Raw genomic sequence first — 17,272 nt, 5'->3', positions numbered from 1 at the left:
CTACGCCGACGCCGTCCTGCCCGACGGATCCTGGACCGGTACCGCCGAAGCAGCCCTCGACCTCACCGCCGGCCTCTACCTACCCGGCACCGCCGATCACCGACGAACTAACGGCGACGACCACTAGGCTGAGCGGCGTGGGGGAGCTCGACGCGGCCGGGATCACCGATCCCCGGTTGCGGGCGTCCTACGCGCGGGCCCGCGCCCTCAACGCCGCCCACGGGCGCACGTACTACCTGGCGACCCTGCTGCTGCCGCAGTGGAAACGCGCGCACGTGCACGCCCTGTACGGCTTCGCCCGCCACGCCGACGACATCGTCGACGACCTCGACTCGATGCTGACCGGCGACGAGCGGGCCGCCCGGCTACGAGCCTGGGGCGGCCGGTTTCTCGCCGCGCTGAGCGACGGCGTGCCCGCCCACGCCGTCGATGCCCAGCTCGCGGACAGCGACAGCGACGGCGACCAGGACAGGCTGGCGACAGGTGAGGTGTCGGTGCTGCCGGCGGTCGTTGACACGATCCGCCGCTTCGCGCTCGACCCCGGCCACTTCGCCGTGTTCCTGTCCTCGATGGCGATGGACCTCACCGTCACCGAGTACGCGACGTGGGAGGACCTGCTGGTCTACATGCACGGCTCGGCCGCGGTGATCGGTCTGCAGATGGTGCCGCTGCTCGAACCGGTCGACCACAGCGCGTTGCCCTACGCCCGCGATCTGGGCCTCGCCTTCCAGCATGCCAACTTCATCCGCGACGTCGGGGAGGACCTGCGCCGCGGCCGGGTGTACCTGCCGCAGACGTCACTGACGTTGTTCGGTGTCACCCGGGAGCACCTGGCCACCAGGGTCGTCGACGGGCCGGTCCGCCGGCTGCTGGCGTTCGAGGTCAGCCGGGCGCGGGAGCTGTTCCGCGCGGCGCAGCCCGGCATCCGGCTGCTGCACCCCACCTCGCGGGACTGCGTGCGGACCGCGTTCGTGCTCTACCGGGAGATCCTCGACGAGGTGGAGCGGGCGGACTACCGAGTGCTGGAACACCGGGTTGCCGTCGGGCTGCCCCGGCGCCTCGCGGTGGCCGGCCCGGCCCTGGTCCGGGCCGCGCGGGCACGTCGCCGCCACCACGGCGGCGCTCAGATCAACTCACGGCCGCCCAGGTAGGGCCGCAGCACCTCGGGGACGCGCACCGCGCCGTCGGCGGTCTGGTGGTTCTCCAGCAGCGCAGCCAGCAGCCGGGGGGTGGCCACCGCGGTGTTGTTCAGCGTGTGGGCGAAGCGGATTGTGCCGCCGGAGTCGCGGTAGCGCAGGTTCGCCCGGCGAGCCTGCCAGTCGTGCAGCGTGGAGCAGCTGTGCGTCTCCCGGAAGCGGCCCAGCGACGGGAACCAGGTGTTGATGTCGTTCATCCGGAACTTGCCGACACCCATGTCCCCGGTGGCGCATTCGACGACCTCGTAGCACAGCCCGAGGTCGGTCAGGATGCGTTCGGCGGTGGCGAGCAGCTCGGCGTGCCAGCGGGCCGACTCGGCCTCGTCGGCGACGCAGAGCACGAACTGCTCGACCTTCTCGAACTGGTGCACCCGCAGCAGGCCGCGGACGTCTCGGCTGGCGCTGCCGATCTCCCGGCGGAAGCACGGGGAGATGCCGGCGTAGCGGATCGGCAGCCGGGCGGCGTCGAGGATCTCCCCGGCGTGCAGGCCCACGAGCGCCACCTCGGCCGTCCCGGCCAGGTACAGGTCGTCCTCGGGGATCGCGTAGATCTCCTCCCGGGCCTTCGGCAGCATCCCGGTACCGATCAGCGGCTCCTCGCGGACGAGCGCGGGCACCGCCACCGGCGTGAACTCCCGGGTCCGCAACAGATCCAGCGCATACGAGTGCACCGCCCGCTCCAGCATCACCAGGTCGCCGACGAGGGCGTAGGCCCGCTCGCCGGCGACCTTGCGGGCGCGGGCGAACTCGGCCCAGCCGCGCTTCTCGGCGAGCTCGGTGTGATCCAGCGGGGTGAAGTCGAACTCCGGGGGCGTGCCGACGGTGCGCAGCACCACGTTGGCCGCCTCGTCCGGGCCCACCGGCGCCCCCGACCAGGGGATGTTCGGCGTCAGCAGCATCAGCTCGGACAGCCGCTCGCCCGTACGGGCGAGCTGCTCGCGCAGGTCCTTGAGCTGGTGGTCGAACGCCTCGTGCTCGACCCGCAGCTCGGCCCGCCGGGCCTCGTCAGCCTTGGCGAACTGCTTGGCGAAGCTCTTGCGCCGAGCCTGCGCCTCGTCCACCTCGAACTGCAGCTTGCGATTGTCCTGGTCGAGCTGGAGCAGTTCGTCGACATCCAGGTCAAGGCCCTTGACCGCGACCGCGTCCTTCACGGCCTGCGGATTCTCCCGGATAAAACGCTTATCGAGCATGAATCGCGTCAGCCCCTGATCGGTACCACATCTCACTTTGCGGCAACGCTACCAGCCACCGCCGACGCCTCCGGGCCATGCCCGATCACCTGCGGGCGGCCGGGCACACAGCGGGCGCACAGGCAGCTTCGGCATGCTCGGCGGAGGTGCGCTGCCCAGCCGGCCGCCGCCGAGCGGTTACGGTGCACAGACCACCCGTGTCCGCCGCGGCGGGACGGACGGGACGCAGCAGCAGCAGCAGCAGCTAGAGAACCTTGCCAGGTTCGGGACGTGAGGAGGCCGGCGACGGTGGCCAGTTCCAAGGAGCGACGGCAGCGCGAGCTCGCCGAGGCCCGCGTGGCCCGGCAGGCTCAGCGACGACGGGTCACCCACCGGCGCCGCCAGCAGCGGCTCGCGATCGTGGCCGGCTTCGTGACGATCGTCGTCGCGGCGTCGGCGATCGCCGCGATCCTGCTCACCGGCAAGGACGACAAGTCCGACGTCACCGCCGCGGGCGCGGCTCCCACCGCGGCCCCCAGCGCCGCCGCGGCGGCCACCAGCAAGGTCGGCGCCTGCACGTACACCGGCAACGGGGAGACTCCCGCCCGCGGCGCCACCCTGCCGAAGCCGGCCGCCACCGTCGACACCTCCCCGGCCACCATGACCATCACCACCGACGCCGGGACGATGACGGCGAGCCTGGACGCGCAGAAGGCACCGTGCACGGTCCACGCCCTGCGCACGCTCGCCGACGCCAAGTACTACGACGGCACGCTCTGCCACCGTCAGACCGGCGGCGCCGAGGCGGGCATCTCCGTGCTGCAGTGTGGCGACCCGACGGGTACCGGCAGCGGCAGCCCCGGCTACGGATACGCCAACGAGAACACCACGGGCGTCACCTACGACCGTGGCGTGCTTGCGATGGCGCACAGCTCCGCGCCGAACAGCAACGGCAGCCAGTTCTTCATCAACTACGCCAACCCCACCCAGGAGGGGGCGGCGGCGCTGGCCGGCGGCTACACCGTCTTCGGCAAAATCACCGAGGGGCTGGACATCCTCGACAAGCTCACCAAGCCCGGCGTGCAGGGCGGCGGTTCCGACGGCGCCCCGGCCAGCAAGGCGAAGATCCTGTCGATCGCCATCTCGCAGGGCGGCTGACGCCGCCGCCCGGGCCGGCCGCCGGGCAGCCGTCAGTCAGGCGGCCCAGCGGCGGATCGTGTCGATGCGGGCCTGCAGCTGTGCGGCGCTGGCCTGCCCGCTCGGCGGGCCGCCGCAGGCTCGGCGCAGCTCGGCGTGGAGCATCCCGTGCGGCTTGCCGGTGCGATGGAAGTGCGCCCCGACCAGCCGGTTGAGCTCCTTGCGCAGCTCGGCGATGACCTCGTGGACCGGGCGGGTCGGCTGCTGCGCGCCGTCGCGAGCGGCGGGCACCTCGGGCTGCTCGCCCCCCGCCTGAGCGGCGGCGCTGCGCCGCGCGGCAGCCTGCTGGGCGGCCTCCCGCTGGCGCAGCAGGGTCGCGACCTGGTCCGGCTCCAGCAGACCGGGCAGGCCGAGGAAGTCCTCCTCCTCGGCCGAGCCGGGTGCCGCGGGCGTGCCGAACTCGCCACCATCGAAGATCACCCGATCGAGATGGGCCGAGGAGCCCAACGCCGTGAACAGCGTGTCAGGCTGGTCGGGGGTGTCCTTGCGCCGGTTGGCGTCGCGCAGCGCCTCGTCGTCGAAGGCGTCCGGGTCGCGCGGCTGCTTCTCCAACGCGTGGTCGCGCTGGACCTCCATCTCCCCGGCGAGGGCGAGCAGGGAGGGCACGCTCGGCAGGAACACCGAGGCGGTCTCGCCCCGACCCCGCCCCCGGACGAACCGGCCGACGGCCTGGGCGAAGTACAGCGGGGTCGAGGCCGAGGTCGCGTAGACCCCGACGGCGAGGCGGGGCACGTCGACGCCCTCGCTCACCATCCGCACGGCCACCATCCACCGGTCCGCGGACTGCCGAAAGTTGGCGATCTTCGTCGAGGCGGTCGGGTCGTCGGACAGGATGAGCACCGGCGAGGAGCCGGTGATCCGGGCGAGCAGCCCCGCGTACGCCCTGGCGGTGGCGTGGTCGGTGGCGATGACGAGCCCGCCCGCATCGGGCATGCCGCCGGCGCGCACCTGGGACAGCCGAGTGTCCGCCGAGGCGAGGACCGCCGGCATCCAGTCCCCACCCGGGTCCAGGGCGGTGCGCCAGGCGGCGGCGGTCTGCTCGCCGGTCAGGGGTTCGCCGAGCCGGGCCGACAGCTCCGCGCCGGCGCTGGTCCGCCAGGACATCTCGCCGGAGTAGGCCAGGAAGAGCACCGGGCGCACCACGCCGTCGCGCAACGCCTCGGCGTAGCCGTAGGAGGAGTCGGCGATGCTGCGCAGCACCCCGTCCGGTCCCGGCAGATAGGTGACGAACGGGATCGGGTTGACGTCGGAGCGAAACGGCGTCCCGGTCAGGGCGAGGCGCCGTGCCGCGGGGGTGAACGCCTCCCGGGTCGCCTCCCCCCAGGACAGCGCGTCGCCCGCGTGGTGGATCTCGTCGAGGATGACCAGGGTGCGCCGGGCGGCGGTCCGCGCCCGGTGCAGTGCCGGGTGGGCCGCGACCTGGGCGTAGGTCACCGCGACGCCGGTGTAGTCCGACGAGGTCGCGCCGGCGGAGTTGCGGAAGTCCGGGTCGAGATCCACCCCGACCTCGGCGGCCGCCGCCGCCCACTGCCGCTTGAGATGCTCGGTGGGCGCGACGACGGTGATTCGGCTGATCTCGCCGGTGCCCAGCAGGTCGCTGGCGACCTGTAGGGCGAAGGTGGTCTTGCCGGCGCCCGGCGTCGCCACGGCAAGGAAGTCCCGGGCTCCGGACGATGAGCGGGACCGGTAGATGTCAAGCGCCGCCCGCTGCCACGCACGCAGCGGACGGGTCGGGGCGCCGGATCCTGGCGGTCGAGGACGTCGGTCGAGGGGGCCGGCTCTCACGCCCATACTCTAGAAGGCGTCGTCCATGAGTGGGTAGCAGGCCTCGCGCGCGCCAGGAGGACCACATTTTCCCCCAGCTGGTCTTCAAGGGACCACAGACCGGCATGACCGTCTTATCTCACTGAGGGTTAAGCTCCAGCAGTCAACCGATTGACTTCGGAGGCCCCGATGCAGCTCACGACCGGTCCCTCGGCAGCTTCCCGGGTGCTTGCAGCTTCCGGATCATCACCTGAGGTACCGAAGCCCACCCGTGGTTCCGCGACCCGTACGGCGAACGCCCGGCTGCGGCTGAGCCGGGAGGAGCGGGGTTGGTCGCAGGAACGCCTCGCGACCGAGATCCGGCGCTTCTCCGTCATCCACGAGGGCCGTGAGGCCGGGGTGACCGGAAACATGATCTGCAAGTGGGAGAAGGGCGACAAGAAACCGAGCCTGCGTTATCAGCGACTGTTGCGAGCCCTATTCGGCCGGTCCTCGGTGGAACTGGGTTTCGTCGACGACGAGGCGCTTCCCTCCGTCGCCGGATCAATGCAGAACGGAATGGGTCGGAGTATCGCTGCGGCCACGCCCGGCAGCCCGCAGCAGATGGGCCGCGAGGTGGTGCCCGGGGGGACGCTGGTCCTGCAGGCGGACGCCGACATGATCGACCCGAATGGCATTCCCGTGGAACGACGGGACTTTCTCCGACTCTTCGCCGCCGCGGGCGGCGTCGCGGTGGTGCCGTTAGCGACACCCTCGGACACCCCACCCTGGGAGCGGCTGTCCGCGGCGCTGCGCCGCCGGGCGAGTGTCACCCCGGAGCTCGCCGAGGAGCTGGGGCAGCGCACCGCGGGCCTGTACGGGCTGGAGGAGCGCGTTCCTGCCCGGGTCCTCATGCCCAGGGTCACCGAGCACCTGGGACGGCTCACCCAGCTACTGGAGTCGTCGAGCCGCTCGCCGGTACGCCGCGAACTGACCTCCACCGCCGGCGAGACCGCGGCGCTGGCCGGCTGGCTGGCGTTCGACATGAACGACCAGCCCGCCACGGTGGCGTACTACCGGGTGGCCATCGAGGCCGCCCGCGAGGCCGACGACAACGCGCTGTGGGCGTGCGTGCTCGGCTACGAGAGCTATCAGACCGCCAGCCAGGGCCGCCACGATCAGGCATGTGCGCTGCTCGGCGAGGCCCAGCGGCGGGCGGCGACGGGCAGCACGGTGATGACCCGGGCGTGGCTGGCCGCCCGCGAGGCCGAGGAGCAGGCGGCGCGCGGCGAGGGGCGGGCGGCGCTGGCCGCGCTCGACCGCGCCCAGGATGCCTTCGAGCGCGGCGAGAGCGACGGCGACCGGGTGTGGACCCAGTTCTTCGACCGGGGCCGGCTGGACGGGCTGAAGGTCACCACCTACACCAGGCTGCGCCGCCCGGCGGCGGCCTATGCGGCGGCCACCGAGGCCCTGCGGGCTGCGGCGCCCGCCGCCACGAAAAAGCGATCGCTGCTGATGAGCGACATCGCCGAGGTACACATCCAGCGCCGGGAGATCGAGGCGGCCTGCCACTTCGCCGCCGAAGCGCTGGCCATCGTGGCCCAGACGGACTTCTCCCTGGGCCTGGCCCGGGTCCGGCGGACCCGCGACCACCTGCGGCCATGGCAGCACACTCAGGCCGTGCGAGACCTCGACGACCAGCTGCGGGCGCTGCTCTGAGCAAGCCTGCCTTGTTTCTCCGGACGTCAGCTGCGCACCGCAGGTGCGGTTTCCGCACTGATCCACTGCAGATAGTCGGCGTGGCCCGCGACTATCGGCGTGGCAATGATCTCGGGATTCTCGTACGGGTGCAGGACGACCAGCCGCTCGCGTAGCTCGTCGAATCGCTCGGTGGTCGTTTTCGCGAGACAGAGCCATTCCTCGGCTTGCTCGATCTCGCCCTTCCAGCGGTAGATGCTGCTCATCGGACCGATCACCTGAAAACAGGCGACCAGACGTGCCCCCACGAGCGCGCGACCGATGCGCTCGGCGTCATCCCGGGAGTCGATACTCACGATGACCTGAAGGTGACCCACGCGCACTCCCATCTAGAAACGAGGGATACGCGAGATACTGTACATCGATCAGTGGCGTTCGCCGTTGAATTTACGGCGCCCGGAAGGGTGGTCGCAATTCTCCCGGTGACAATCCACCCTTATCGGCCCGGATGGGGCAGGTTTAGACACATTCTGCTTACCGCCGGTGGAACCGGAGGGCACTTTCCGGGGTGGAATCGCCACGCTGCGCGGCTGTGCTCACGGCCGTTCAGGACGACCCGCCCCTTTCGACTCCGGGCCCGATCGGGCGTGCCGGTAGTGCCGTTCGGGGTCATCCGACCGGGCGGGATCAGGCCGGCGGCGCGGATCAGGTGACAGCGCGGGCGGGCGGATCCGCGGCCGGCGACGCCTGGGTCTGGCACACGCGGTAGCAGTCGTATACCCCGCCGACCCGGCGGACCGCCGAGAGCACCTTGTCGAGTTGCTCGGATCCGGTGACCTCGATGGTGAACCGCGCGTGGGCGACCCGGTCCTCGGAGGTGGTCGTCGACGCGGCCCGGACGGACACCGACGTCTCGGACAGGACCTCGGTGATGTCGGCAAGCAGCCCATAGCGGTCGAAGGCCTCGACAGCGATCTCGGCGGGGAAGGTCTTGACGTCGGGGGCGGACCAGGCCGCCACCAGGACTCGATCCCGGTCGGCGTCCACCTCGGTGGCGTTCCCGCACTCGCGGCGGTGCAGCGACACCGCGCTGCCGTGGGTCGTGAAGCCGACGACGGCGTCGCCCGGCAGCGGCAGGCAACATCGAGCCAGCCGGACCGGCATGCTTTCGCCCGCCTCATCGTCGGCGACGGCGGCGAGGCTCGGCACGCCGCGCCGGGCGAGCAGGCGCGCCGGCGCCGCGGAGGTTCCACCACCCACGGTGTCCCCGGCCGGGCTGCCGGTGCCGCCGACAGCCGTCCCGTCACGCCGCCCGGACTGCTCCGCTCCCTCCGGCAGACCCGAGCCGGCCGCGGCGTCGCGGCGTTGCCGGGCGAGCCTGCGGCGGATGCGCACGCGGGCCCGTGACGTCTTCACGAATCGCAGCCAGTCCTCCGACGGCCCGGCGCCGGGCAGGTTGGAGGTCAGGATCTCGACGACGTCGCCGTTGCGCAGCCGGGTATGCAACGGGACGAGCCGGCCGTTGACCCGGGCACCGATCGCCCGGTGACCGATGTCGGTGTGCACGGCGTAGGCGACGTCGACGGGCGACGACCGCGGCGGCAGGGCGATCATCCGGCCCTTGGGGGTGAAGGCGAGCACCTCGTCGGAGTCCAGATCGGACGACAACGACTCCAGGAACTCGTCGGAGTCGATCGTGTCCTCCTGCCAGTCCAGCAGGCTGTGCAGCCAGGACAGGCCCTCCAGCCGGGCGCCGTCGGCACCCGGGCCGACCGGGCGCGCGACGATGCCCGTTTCCGCCAGCCGGTGCATCGCCAGGGTCCGGATCTGGATGTCGATGCTGCGCCCGGAGTCGTCGACGACGGTGGTGTGCAGCGACTGGTACATGTTGAACTTCGGCGTCGCCACGAAGTCCCGCAACCGGCCCGGCACCGGACGCCACAGCGCGTGGATCACCCCGAGGGCGGCGTAGCAGTCGGTGACCTCGTCGACGAGGACGAGAACCCGGACGATGTCGGTGTAGTCCTGCGGGGCGCGGGCCCGCTCCTGGGCCCGCTTGTAGATCGAGAACAGGTGGCTGGCGCGGACGGCGACCTCGCTGTCGATGCGGGCGCCCACGAGGCCCGTCCGCAGCCGCGCGACCAGGCCCGCTACCAGGCCAGATGCCTGCTCGGCGGCGGTGAACTCGTCCACGATCGCGGCGATGCGCGCATGCTCGGCGGGATGGAGCACCGCGAACGCCCGGTCCTCCAGCTCGCGTTTGATCACGCTGACGCCCAGCCGGTGGGCCAGCGGCGCCAGGATCTCCAGCGTGACCCGGGAGATCTTCACCTGTTTGGGCGGGGACATGAAGTCGAGCGTGCGCATGTTGTGCAGCCGGTCGGCGATCTTGATGACGAGCACCCGGTAGTCCCGGGCGAGCGCCACGATCAGCTTGCGCAGTGTCTCGGCCTCGGCCGCCTCACCGAAGCGCATCTTGTCGAGCTTGGTGACCCCGTCGACGAGGTTGGCGACCTCACCGCCGAACTCCTCGACGACCGAGTCGAGCGTGTAGCCGGTGTCCTCGACGGTGTCGTGGAGCAGGGCCGCGATGAGCGTGGTCGTGTCCACGCCGAGCTCGGCGAGAGCCTCGGTGACGGCGAGCGGATGGCTGATGTACGCGTCGCCGCTGCGGCGCATCTGGCCGGCGTGCAGCCGCTCGGCGACGCCGTAGGCGTGCACGAGGGCGCCGATGTCGGCACGCGGATGGTAGTCGCGGTGGGCCTCCACGATGTCCCGCAGCTCGGGAGGCACCTGCGACATGCGCGGCGTGGCCATCCGCCGGGCGAGATGCGCCAGGCGGACGCTCGCCTGGCGCGCCGCCGAGAGGGCCCGGGAGGCGTCGTCCCCGGAGTCGGCCCGGGCCAGCGCCGGGGTCAGTCCGCCGCCCGCCGGCAGACCCGCACCTACGGCCTCAGCATCCACGGCGCCCCCTTTGTCCCGCTAGACCTGTACGCCTGAGGTAACGCGAAAACAGTCGAACACCCCGTCGATGGATCGCACGGCACTCAGGATGTGCCCGAGATGCTTGGCATCCCCCATCTCGAAGGTGAACCGGCTGACCGCGACGGAGTCCCGGGTCGTGGCCACCGACGCGGACAGGATGTTCACGTGCCGGTCGGAGAGCACCCGGGTGACGTCCGAGAGGAGCTTGGTCCGGTCCTGCGCCTCAACCTGGATCACGACGAGGAACACCGCGCCCGACGACGGCGCCCACTCGACCTCGACGAGCCGGTCGTGCGGCCCGCCGCGCAGCCCGGAGAGGTTCGAGCAGTCGGTCCGGTGGACGGACACCCCCTTGCCCCGGGTGACGAAACCGGCGATGTCGTCGCCGGGCATCGGGGTGCAGCAGCGCGCGAGCTTCGTCCACACGTCCGGCGACCCGGTGACCAGCACGCCCGGCTCCCCGGTGGAGCGACGCAGCGTGCGGATCGGCAGCTCGGTCTCGCCGGCGTCCTCCTCGGCGCCCTCGGGGCCGCCGAGCGCCACGAGCAGCTTCGAGACGACCGCCGGGGCGCTGACGTGGTTCTCCCCCACCGCCGCGTACAGCGCGGCGACGTCGGCATAGCGCAGGTCCTTGGCCAGGCTCAGCAGCGCGTCGCCGCTCATCAGCCGGGACAGTGGCAGCCCGTGGCGGCGCATGGCGCGGCCGATCGCGTCGCGGCCGGCGACGATCGCGTCCTCGCGGCGCTCGCGGGCGTGCCACTGGCGGATCTTCGTCCGGGCCCGCGAGGAGCGGACGAACATCAGCCAGTCCTCGCTGGGCCCCGCCGAGTGCGCCCGTGAGGTGAAGACCTCGACGGTGTCCCCGTTGTCCAGCTCGGTGTCCAACGCCGCCAGCCGGCCGTTGATCCGGGCACCGACACAGTGATGACCCACATCGGTGTGCACCGCGTAGGCGAAGTCCACCGACGTCGACCCGACGGGCAGCGGGATGACGTCGCCCTTCGGGGTGAACACGAAGACCTCGTCGGTCTCCGCGGCGAAGCGCAGGCTGTCGAGGAACTCGCCCGGGTCGGCGGACTCACGCTGCCAGTCCAGGACCTGGCGAAGCCAGCTCATGAGGTCCGGCTCGGGACCGCCGCGGCGCCGCGAGGACCGCCCGCCCTCGACGACGCCCGCCGACGGGCGGGCCGCGACGCCGTCCTCTTTGTACTTCCAGTGCGCGGCGATGCCGTACTCGGCCCGGTTGTGCATCGCGTGCGTACGGATCTGCAGCTCGATCGGCTTGCCCTCGGGCCCGATGACCGTCGTGTGCAACGACTGGTACATGTTGAACTTGGGCATCGCGATGTAGTCCTTGAACCGGCCCGGAATCGGCTTCCAGTTCGCGTGGACGGTACCCAGGGTGGCGTAGCAGTCGCGGACCGAGTCGACGAGGACGCGGATGCCGACCAGGTCGTAGATGTCGTCGAACGATCGACCGCGCACGACCATCTTCTGATAGATCGAGTAGTAGTGCTTGGGTCGGCCGGAGACGACCGCCCGGATCCGGGCGTCGCGCAGGCCGGCCTGCACCTGGTCGATCACCTCGGCGAGATACACATCGCGGCTGGGCGCCCGGTCGGCGACGAGACGGACGATCTCGTCGTAACGCTTCGGGTACAGCGCCGCGAACGCGAGGTCCTCCAGCTCCCACTTCAGCGAGTTCATCCCGAGCCGGTGGGCGAGCGGGGCGTAGACCTCCAGCGTCTCGCGCGCCTTGCGCTCCTGCTTGTGCTCGGGCAGGAAGCGCAGGGTGCGCATGTTGTGCAGCCGGTCGGCGAGCTTGACGACCAGCGCCCGTGGGTCGCGGGCCATCGCGACGACCATCCGACGGATCGTCTCCGCCTGCGCCGCCTCGCCGACCTTGACCCGGTTGAGCTTGCTGACGGCGTCGACGATGAGCGCGATCTGCTCGCCGAAGCTCTCCCGGATCGCCTCCGCGGACAGGGAGGTCTCCTCCAGCGTGTCGTGCAGCAGGGCCGCGGACAGCGTCGGGGTGTCCATCCCGAGGTCGGCGAGGATGCTCGCCACGGCGATCGGGTGGGTGATGTAGGCATGGCCGGAGAAGCGCACCTGGCCGGCGTGCGCGGCGTCGGCGACCTCGAAGGCCTGCTGAACCTGGTCGATGTCGGCCCGCGGGTGGTTCGCGAGCAGGCCGCGCAGGACCGGGTCGAGGGCAGAGGACGGGGTGGCTCGGTGCGTCGCGAGCCGCGACAGGCGCCCGCGAACCCGGCGAGGCAGGGGCGGCGACTCGTGACCGAGTCGGGGAACGACCGGCGACCCGTCGTCCGCCGACGCGGTCACCGGTGGTGGCCCGATGAGCGCGCCCGGCTCGCGGACAGCCTGGTCACGGGGGTTAGGGCTGCAGTCCGGGCCGGGCGGGGCAGGGCGCAGGCCATCGCCGGCCTGCTGTGGCTCCCGGATGGGAGCCACAGCAGGCGGCGATGCTCCGGTGGTGACCGGCGCTGCCTCTGGCACGGGCCGCTCCTGCGTGAGGACTAGACACCGAGCCTAACTCCGTGCCGCGCGGAAACCTTCCGGAGCCCCGCCCGGGCCTAGATCAAATCGTCAGGAGTGGGACAACGTCCAGCGGGGCGGTCCGTTCCCGCCCGGGCAGGAACGACAACTCCATGAGGACCGCGAGGCCCACCACCTCGGCCCCGACGCCGATCAGCAGGCCGTGCGCCGCGGCCGCGGTACCGCCCGTCGCCAGCACGTCGTCGATCAGCAGCACCCGCTCGTCGGGGCGCACCGCGTCGGCGTGGATCTCGATGGTGGCGGTGCCGTACTCCAGATCGTAGGTCGCGCTGCGGGTCGGTCCCGGCAGCTTGCCCTTCTTACGGATGGGCACCAGGCCGACGCCGAGCCGGTCGGCGACCGGCGCGGCCAGAAGGAAGCCACGCGCCTCGATCCCCGCGATCGTGGTCGCGCCCCGCTGGCGGGCGATGTCCGCCAGCGCCCCGATCACCACGCTGAACGCGGCGGGGGTGGACAGCAGCGGGGTGATGTCCTTGAACACGACCCCGGGCTGCGGCCAGTCCTGGACGTCCCGGATGTGGCCACGCAACACGTCGGCGGCCGCGTCGGTCGTGGCGGGCCGTTCGGGTGCCGCCTCGTCGATGCTCGTCATCGTCCTGCTTCATCCCACTTTCAGGGCTAGTCCGCCAGATCCGTCTCCGGGTGCCCTGGGACGCGGGTACGCGCCCGGCACCCGGCTCACCGACGCTTCTTACCGCTCGGCCGCCCCCGCCGGCCGGGCTTGCGGCCTCCGGCGCGTCGCGCGGCACCCGCTGTGGGGGGCCGTCGACCGGCCCCGGCGAGGCCCGCGCCGGCGGGCACCGGTTCGCGGGCACCGGGGCCGTCCGGCCGGCCAAGCGGGCCGTCCGCCACTGCGGCCGCACCCCCGGCGAGGGCCGTGACCTCCCCCGACGCTGTCTCACCCGGCTCTGCCGGACCGTCCGACGCCCCCGGGCCGGCCGGCACCGACGGCGCCGAGCGCGCCCGCCTGCCGCGTTCCCGGGCGACCCGGGCGTCGAGAGCCCGCACCTCCGGCTCACCCCGTTTGAGGTCGACCAGCAGAGGCGTGGCGAAGAACAGCGACGAGTAGGTGCCGGAGGCGATCCCGACGAACTGGGCGAGCGCGAGGTCCTTCAGTGTGCCCGCGCCCAGCAGCCCGGCACCGACGAACAGCAACGACGCCACCGGGATGAGGGCGATGACCGAGGTGTTGAGCGAACGGACCAGCGTCTCGTTCAGCGCGTCGTTGGTCGCCTCGGCATAGGTACGCCGGCTGGAGGTCGCCATCCCCGCTGTGTTCTCCCGCACCCGGTCGAACACCACCACGGTGTCGTAGAGCGAGAAGCCGAGAATGGTCAGCACGGCGATCACAGTCGACGGCGTCACCTCGAACCCCACGAGGGAGTACACGCCCATCGTGACGACGAGGTCATGGACGAGTGCGGCCATCGCCGCCGCCGCCATCTTCCACTCGAAGCGCACCGACAGATAGATCATCACGAGCACGAGGAAGACGATCAGACCCTGGATGGCCTTCTTGGTGATCGTCGAGCCCCAGGAGGAGCCGACCGTCGACACGGCGATGTTGCGGTCCGGATCGGCCACCGAGAACCGCTTGGCCAGCGCGTCCGTCAGCTTGTCGGTCTGTTCGTCGGACAGGGTGGGGGTCTGCACGCGGAACTGCTTGGAGGTCTCCAGCTGCTGGACCACGCTGTCCGTCGGGTCGATGCCGACGCTGGACAGCGTGTCCTCGACCTGCTCGACGGTGCCGCCGTGGCTGGGCAGTTGGAAGACCGCGCCCCCGGAGAACTCGATCCCCAGCGAGAAACCACGGATGATCATGCTGAGCACGCAGATCCCGAGGAGCACGCCGGACAGCGCGTACCAGACTCGGCGACGGCCGACGAAGTCGATGTGAAAGTCGCTGCGGTAGATCCGCCCGAGCAGTGCCATCTGTCAGCTCTCCCGCTTCTGCCCGGCCGGCGCCGGCCGCTTGGCCAGCCGCGGCCGGCTGGCGGCGACTGGCGGCGGCCCGGCCGCGGCCCGCCCACCGATCGACTTCGGACTCAGGCCCGAGAACCGGCTGACGGAGAACAATCTGCGCCGCACCAGCAGGGCCACCACCGGCCGGGTGAAGATGAACATGATCAGCACGTCGCTCAACGTCGACAACCCGAGGGTGAACGCGAACCCGCGCACCGAACCGATCGAGAGGATGTAGAGCACGGCCGCGGCGAGGAAGGAGACCGTGTCCGCCGAGAGCATGGTGCGCCGTGCGGCCGGCCAGGCCCGGTCGGCGGCGGCGCGCACCGTCCGGCCGGCCTGCACCTCGTCCTTGATCCGTTCGAAGTAGACGACGAACGAGTCGGCGGTCACGCCGATCGACACGATGAGACCGGCGATGCCCGCGAGGGTCAGCGTGAAGCCGATCGCGGAACCCAGCAGCACCACCGAGGCGTAGATCAGCAGGCCGCTGACCGCCAGGGAGGCGACCACGACGATGCCCAGCGCCCGGTAGTACAGGAAGGAGTAGAGGACGACCAGCACCAGTCCGATGGCCCCGGCGAGCAGGCCGCCGTGCAGCGAGTCGCGGCCCAGGGTCGGCGAGATCGACTCGGCCTGGGAGCGCTCGAAGGCCAGCGGCAGCGCGCCGTAGCGCAGGACGTTGGAGAGATCCTCCGCCTCGGACTGGCCGAAGGAGCCGGAGATCTGGGCGGTCCCGGCGATGCGCTCGTTGGTCTGCGGCGCCGACTGCACCACGCCGTCGAGCACGATCGCGACCTGCTTGCCGATCGTGTTCTCAGTGAGCTTGGTGAACTTGTTCTGGCCGGAGCCGGTGAACTCGACGTTGACCACCCACTGGCCGGTGGTGATGCCGGTGGTACCGCCGCCGCCCTGCAGCCCGGCGGAGGCGGTCTTCACATCGGTTCCGACGACGGACGCCGGCTTGAGCAGGTACTTGGTCGCGCCGTCCCGGTCGCAGGCGGCGGTCCACTCCTGGGGCCGGTCGGTGCCGACCGCTGCCTTGCGCACGTCGGTGGCCGTGCAGGTCAGCGTGTTGTACTGAGCGACCGCGGCGGCCGGCGGGGTGTCCCCCGGGGCGGCAGCAGCAGGCGCGGGCGCCGCCGGCGAAGGAGCCGGCGTCGCGGGCGCGGCCGGAGCCACGGAGGCCGACGCGGCGGGAGCGGGAGGCGCCGACGCGGCGGACAGGACACCGCCGGCGGCGGTGACCGTCCCATCTCTGCTCGCGGCCCCACCCGTGCCCGCGGCGAGCGCCACCGGCTTCACGACCAGCCCGGAGCCGTCGCCGAGCGCCACCGGCTTCGCGGCCGGACCCGTGCTGTCGCCGAGGGCGGCGGGCCGGTTCGACGCCGACGGGGACGGCGTCGCGCTGGGGGCCGGGGACGGCACCGCCGCACCGCTGGGGGCCGGAGACGGCACCGCCGCGCCGCTGGGGGCCGGCGAGGGGGCCGGCGTCGCCGCGGCGGCCTCATAGACTTCGCGGAACCGCAGCTCGGCGGTCTGCCCGACCAGGTCGACCACGTCGCTGCGGCCACGGCCGGGAACCGAGATCTCGATCTGGTTGCCGGTGCGGTGGACTTCGGACTCGGCCACGCCCAGCCCGTCGACGCGTTGCCGGATGATGTCCACCGCTTGGTCGATCGCGCCGGAGTCGACGGCACTGCCGGTGGTTGCCCGGGGCGTGAGGATCACGCTCGTACCGCCCTGCAGGTCGAGCCCCAGCCGTGGGGTCCAGTTCCCGGTGCCGGCCATCAGGCCGTAGAGGACGACGAGTAGACCACCGAGTACCCCCAGCCGGGTCCAGACGGAGCCTCCCGCGGATGCCCGTGCCGAGCCGCGTGCCACGTGCGAGTCCCTTCCTCACGCGCCGGATGTCGGCGCTCGTTCGTCTCGCCGTTGCCCGGACCGGCGGTGCCTAACGTACCCGAACGAATGTCACCGAGGGTACGTTCCAAACCCCCGGTGGTAACGCATCGGCGGGCCGTCGACGTGCTACAACTCCTTGCGCGGCGGGCCTGGCACCCCCTTGCCCTCGCCGTCGGCACCGGTGGCACCGTCGGCCGGGGACGGCCCGCCGAGGCCCTGTTCGCCGGCGGCGCTGTCCGCGTCGGGCGTTTTCCCCGAAGGCGTTTCCCCGGAAGGCGTTTCCCCGGCGTGGGTCGTGAGGCCGGTCGGGCCGTCGAGCTCGTCTTCGTCCACCGATTCGCCGTCCTGGGCTTCGTCGTCGTCCGGAGCGCTGATCACCCTGGCGATGGCGCTGCGGGTGAACCGGCAGACCACGTCGGGGGCGATCTCCAGCAGGACGTCATCGTCGACCAGTTCCACGACCGTCGCGTAGAGCCCGGCGGTGGTGATCACGAGAGTGCCGGGCAGGATCTGGGACACCTGCTGCCGCTGGGCCTTTGAGCGGCGGCGCTGCATCGAGTAGATGTAGACAATCGCCAGGACGAGAAGCAGCAAGATCGGGAAACCGCCGATGGAACTACCGCCGTTACCGTCGGCCACCGTCGCCGCCATCACAAGTCCGTGCACGTCCTGCCCTCCTGAGGTGTTGCGGCGATCGTACGTAGCGAACGGATGCCGTCAGTGGGCAGGGCTACAGTGTCCGTTTTGTACCGGCACCGTGGCGTCACATGGTGGGCTGCAGTGGGCCGCTCGGTGGGCCGCCACTCAGCCGCCGTCGGGGATCGGGGCGGTGTCGGGGAT

General features: G+C 71.7%; 12 protein-coding genes. 3 read left to right on the top strand and 9 right to left on the bottom strand.

Annotation, left to right across the window (positions count from 1 at the left end; all coding sequences use genetic code 11):
- Nucleotides 1–128: 128 nt before the first annotated feature.
- Nucleotides 129–1,151, top strand: coding sequence for a phytoene/squalene synthase family protein (locus NBZ83_RS19025; RefSeq protein ID WP_261575529.1), 1,023 nt, complete (start codon nucleotides 129–131; stop codon nucleotides 1,149–1,151).
- On the opposite strand, the gene serS is transcribed toward NBZ83_RS19025, so the two are convergent.
- Nucleotides 1,124–2,386 (bottom strand): serine--tRNA ligase, encoded by a 1,263-nt coding sequence (gene serS / locus NBZ83_RS19020; protein WP_261566334.1) that lies wholly within the window; start codon nucleotides 2,384–2,386, stop codon nucleotides 1,124–1,126. The genes NBZ83_RS19025 and serS overlap by 28 nt on opposite strands.
- A gap of 288 nt (nucleotides 2,387–2,674) precedes the next feature.
- On the opposite strand from serS, the gene NBZ83_RS19015 reads away from it, so the two are divergent.
- Nucleotides 2,675–3,523: a peptidylprolyl isomerase gene (locus NBZ83_RS19015; RefSeq protein WP_261566333.1), complete on the top strand. Its 849-nt coding sequence runs from the start codon at nucleotides 2,675–2,677 to the stop codon at nucleotides 3,521–3,523.
- Nucleotides 3,524–3,559: 36 nt separating this feature from the next.
- Here the strand turns inward: NBZ83_RS19015 and NBZ83_RS19010 are convergent, their stop codons facing one another.
- Complete coding sequence (locus NBZ83_RS19010; protein ID WP_261566332.1) at nucleotides 3,560–5,347, bottom strand: DEAD/DEAH box helicase; 1,788 nt, start codon at nucleotides 5,345–5,347, stop codon at nucleotides 3,560–3,562.
- A 168-nt stretch (nucleotides 5,348–5,515) separates the two neighbouring features.
- On the opposite strand from NBZ83_RS19010, the gene NBZ83_RS19005 reads away from it, so the two are divergent.
- On the top strand, nucleotides 5,516–7,024 hold the full coding sequence (locus tag NBZ83_RS19005) for a helix-turn-helix domain-containing protein (protein WP_261566331.1): 1,509 nt from the start codon (nucleotides 5,516–5,518) through the stop codon (nucleotides 7,022–7,024).
- 26 nt (nucleotides 7,025–7,050) lie between these two features.
- Here NBZ83_RS19005 and cutA read toward each other — a convergent pair whose 3' ends face one another.
- The 7 genes from cutA to yajC all read right to left on the bottom strand — a co-directional run bounded on the left by cutA (nucleotide 7,051) and on the right by yajC (nucleotide 17,098).
- Complete coding sequence (cutA, locus tag NBZ83_RS19000) at nucleotides 7,051–7,380, bottom strand: divalent-cation tolerance protein CutA (protein ID WP_261566330.1); 330 nt, start codon at nucleotides 7,378–7,380, stop codon at nucleotides 7,051–7,053.
- Nucleotides 7,381–7,708: 328 nt separating this feature from the next.
- Nucleotides 7,709–9,967 carry a RelA/SpoT family protein gene (locus NBZ83_RS18995; RefSeq protein ID WP_261566329.1) on the bottom strand — a complete coding sequence of 753 codons (2,259 nt, stop codon included), beginning with the start codon at nucleotides 9,965–9,967 and terminating at the stop codon, nucleotides 7,709–7,711.
- Between the two features lie 18 nt (nucleotides 9,968–9,985).
- Nucleotides 9,986–12,505 (bottom strand): RelA/SpoT family protein, encoded by a 2,520-nt coding sequence (locus tag NBZ83_RS18990; RefSeq protein WP_308203301.1) that lies wholly within the window; start codon nucleotides 12,503–12,505, stop codon nucleotides 9,986–9,988.
- An 82-nt stretch (nucleotides 12,506–12,587) separates the two neighbouring features.
- On the bottom strand, nucleotides 12,588–13,157 hold the full coding sequence (locus NBZ83_RS18985; protein WP_261566328.1) for an adenine phosphoribosyltransferase: 570 nt from the start codon (nucleotides 13,155–13,157) through the stop codon (nucleotides 12,588–12,590).
- Nucleotides 13,158–13,243: 86 nt separating this feature from the next.
- Entirely contained in the window at nucleotides 13,244–14,497 is a 1,254-nt protein-coding gene (secF, locus tag NBZ83_RS18980; protein ID WP_261575528.1) for a protein translocase subunit SecF, read from the bottom strand.
- Between the two features lie 3 nt (nucleotides 14,498–14,500).
- Nucleotides 14,501–16,411 carry a protein translocase subunit SecD gene (secD, locus tag NBZ83_RS18975; protein ID WP_261575527.1) on the bottom strand — a complete coding sequence of 637 codons (1,911 nt, stop codon included), beginning with the start codon at nucleotides 16,409–16,411 and terminating at the stop codon, nucleotides 14,501–14,503.
- Nucleotides 16,412–16,558: 147 nt separating this feature from the next.
- On the bottom strand, nucleotides 16,559–17,098 hold the full coding sequence (gene yajC / locus NBZ83_RS18970) for a preprotein translocase subunit YajC (RefSeq protein ID WP_261566325.1): 540 nt from the start codon (nucleotides 17,096–17,098) through the stop codon (nucleotides 16,559–16,561).
- Nucleotides 17,099–17,272: the final 174 nt, after the last annotated feature.

Origin of the sequence: Frankia gtarii, from assembly GCF_025403375.1 — a bacterium.
Classification (GTDB): domain Bacteria; phylum Actinomycetota; class Actinomycetes; order Frankiales; family Frankiaceae; genus Frankia; species Frankia gtarii.
Note: the sequence above shows the minus strand (reverse complement) of the source record. Positions and strands in the feature narration are given on the sequence as shown.

What these genes read in the sequence shown, in the direction of transcription:
- NBZ83_RS19005 (WP_261566331.1), top strand. Translation starts at nt 5,516, where the DNA reads ATGCAGCTCACGACCGGTCCCTCGGCAGCTTCCCGGGTGCTTGCAGCT.
- NBZ83_RS18985 (WP_261566328.1), bottom strand. Translation starts at nt 13,157, where the DNA reads ATGACGAGCATCGACGAGGCGGCACCCGAACGGCCCGCCACGACCGAC.
- serS (WP_261566334.1), bottom strand. Translation starts at nt 2,386, where the DNA reads ATGCTCGATAAGCGTTTTATCCGGGAGAATCCGCAGGCCGTGAAGGAC.
- secF (WP_261575528.1), bottom strand. Translation starts at nt 14,497, where the DNA reads ATGGCACTGCTCGGGCGGATCTACCGCAGCGACTTTCACATCGACTTC.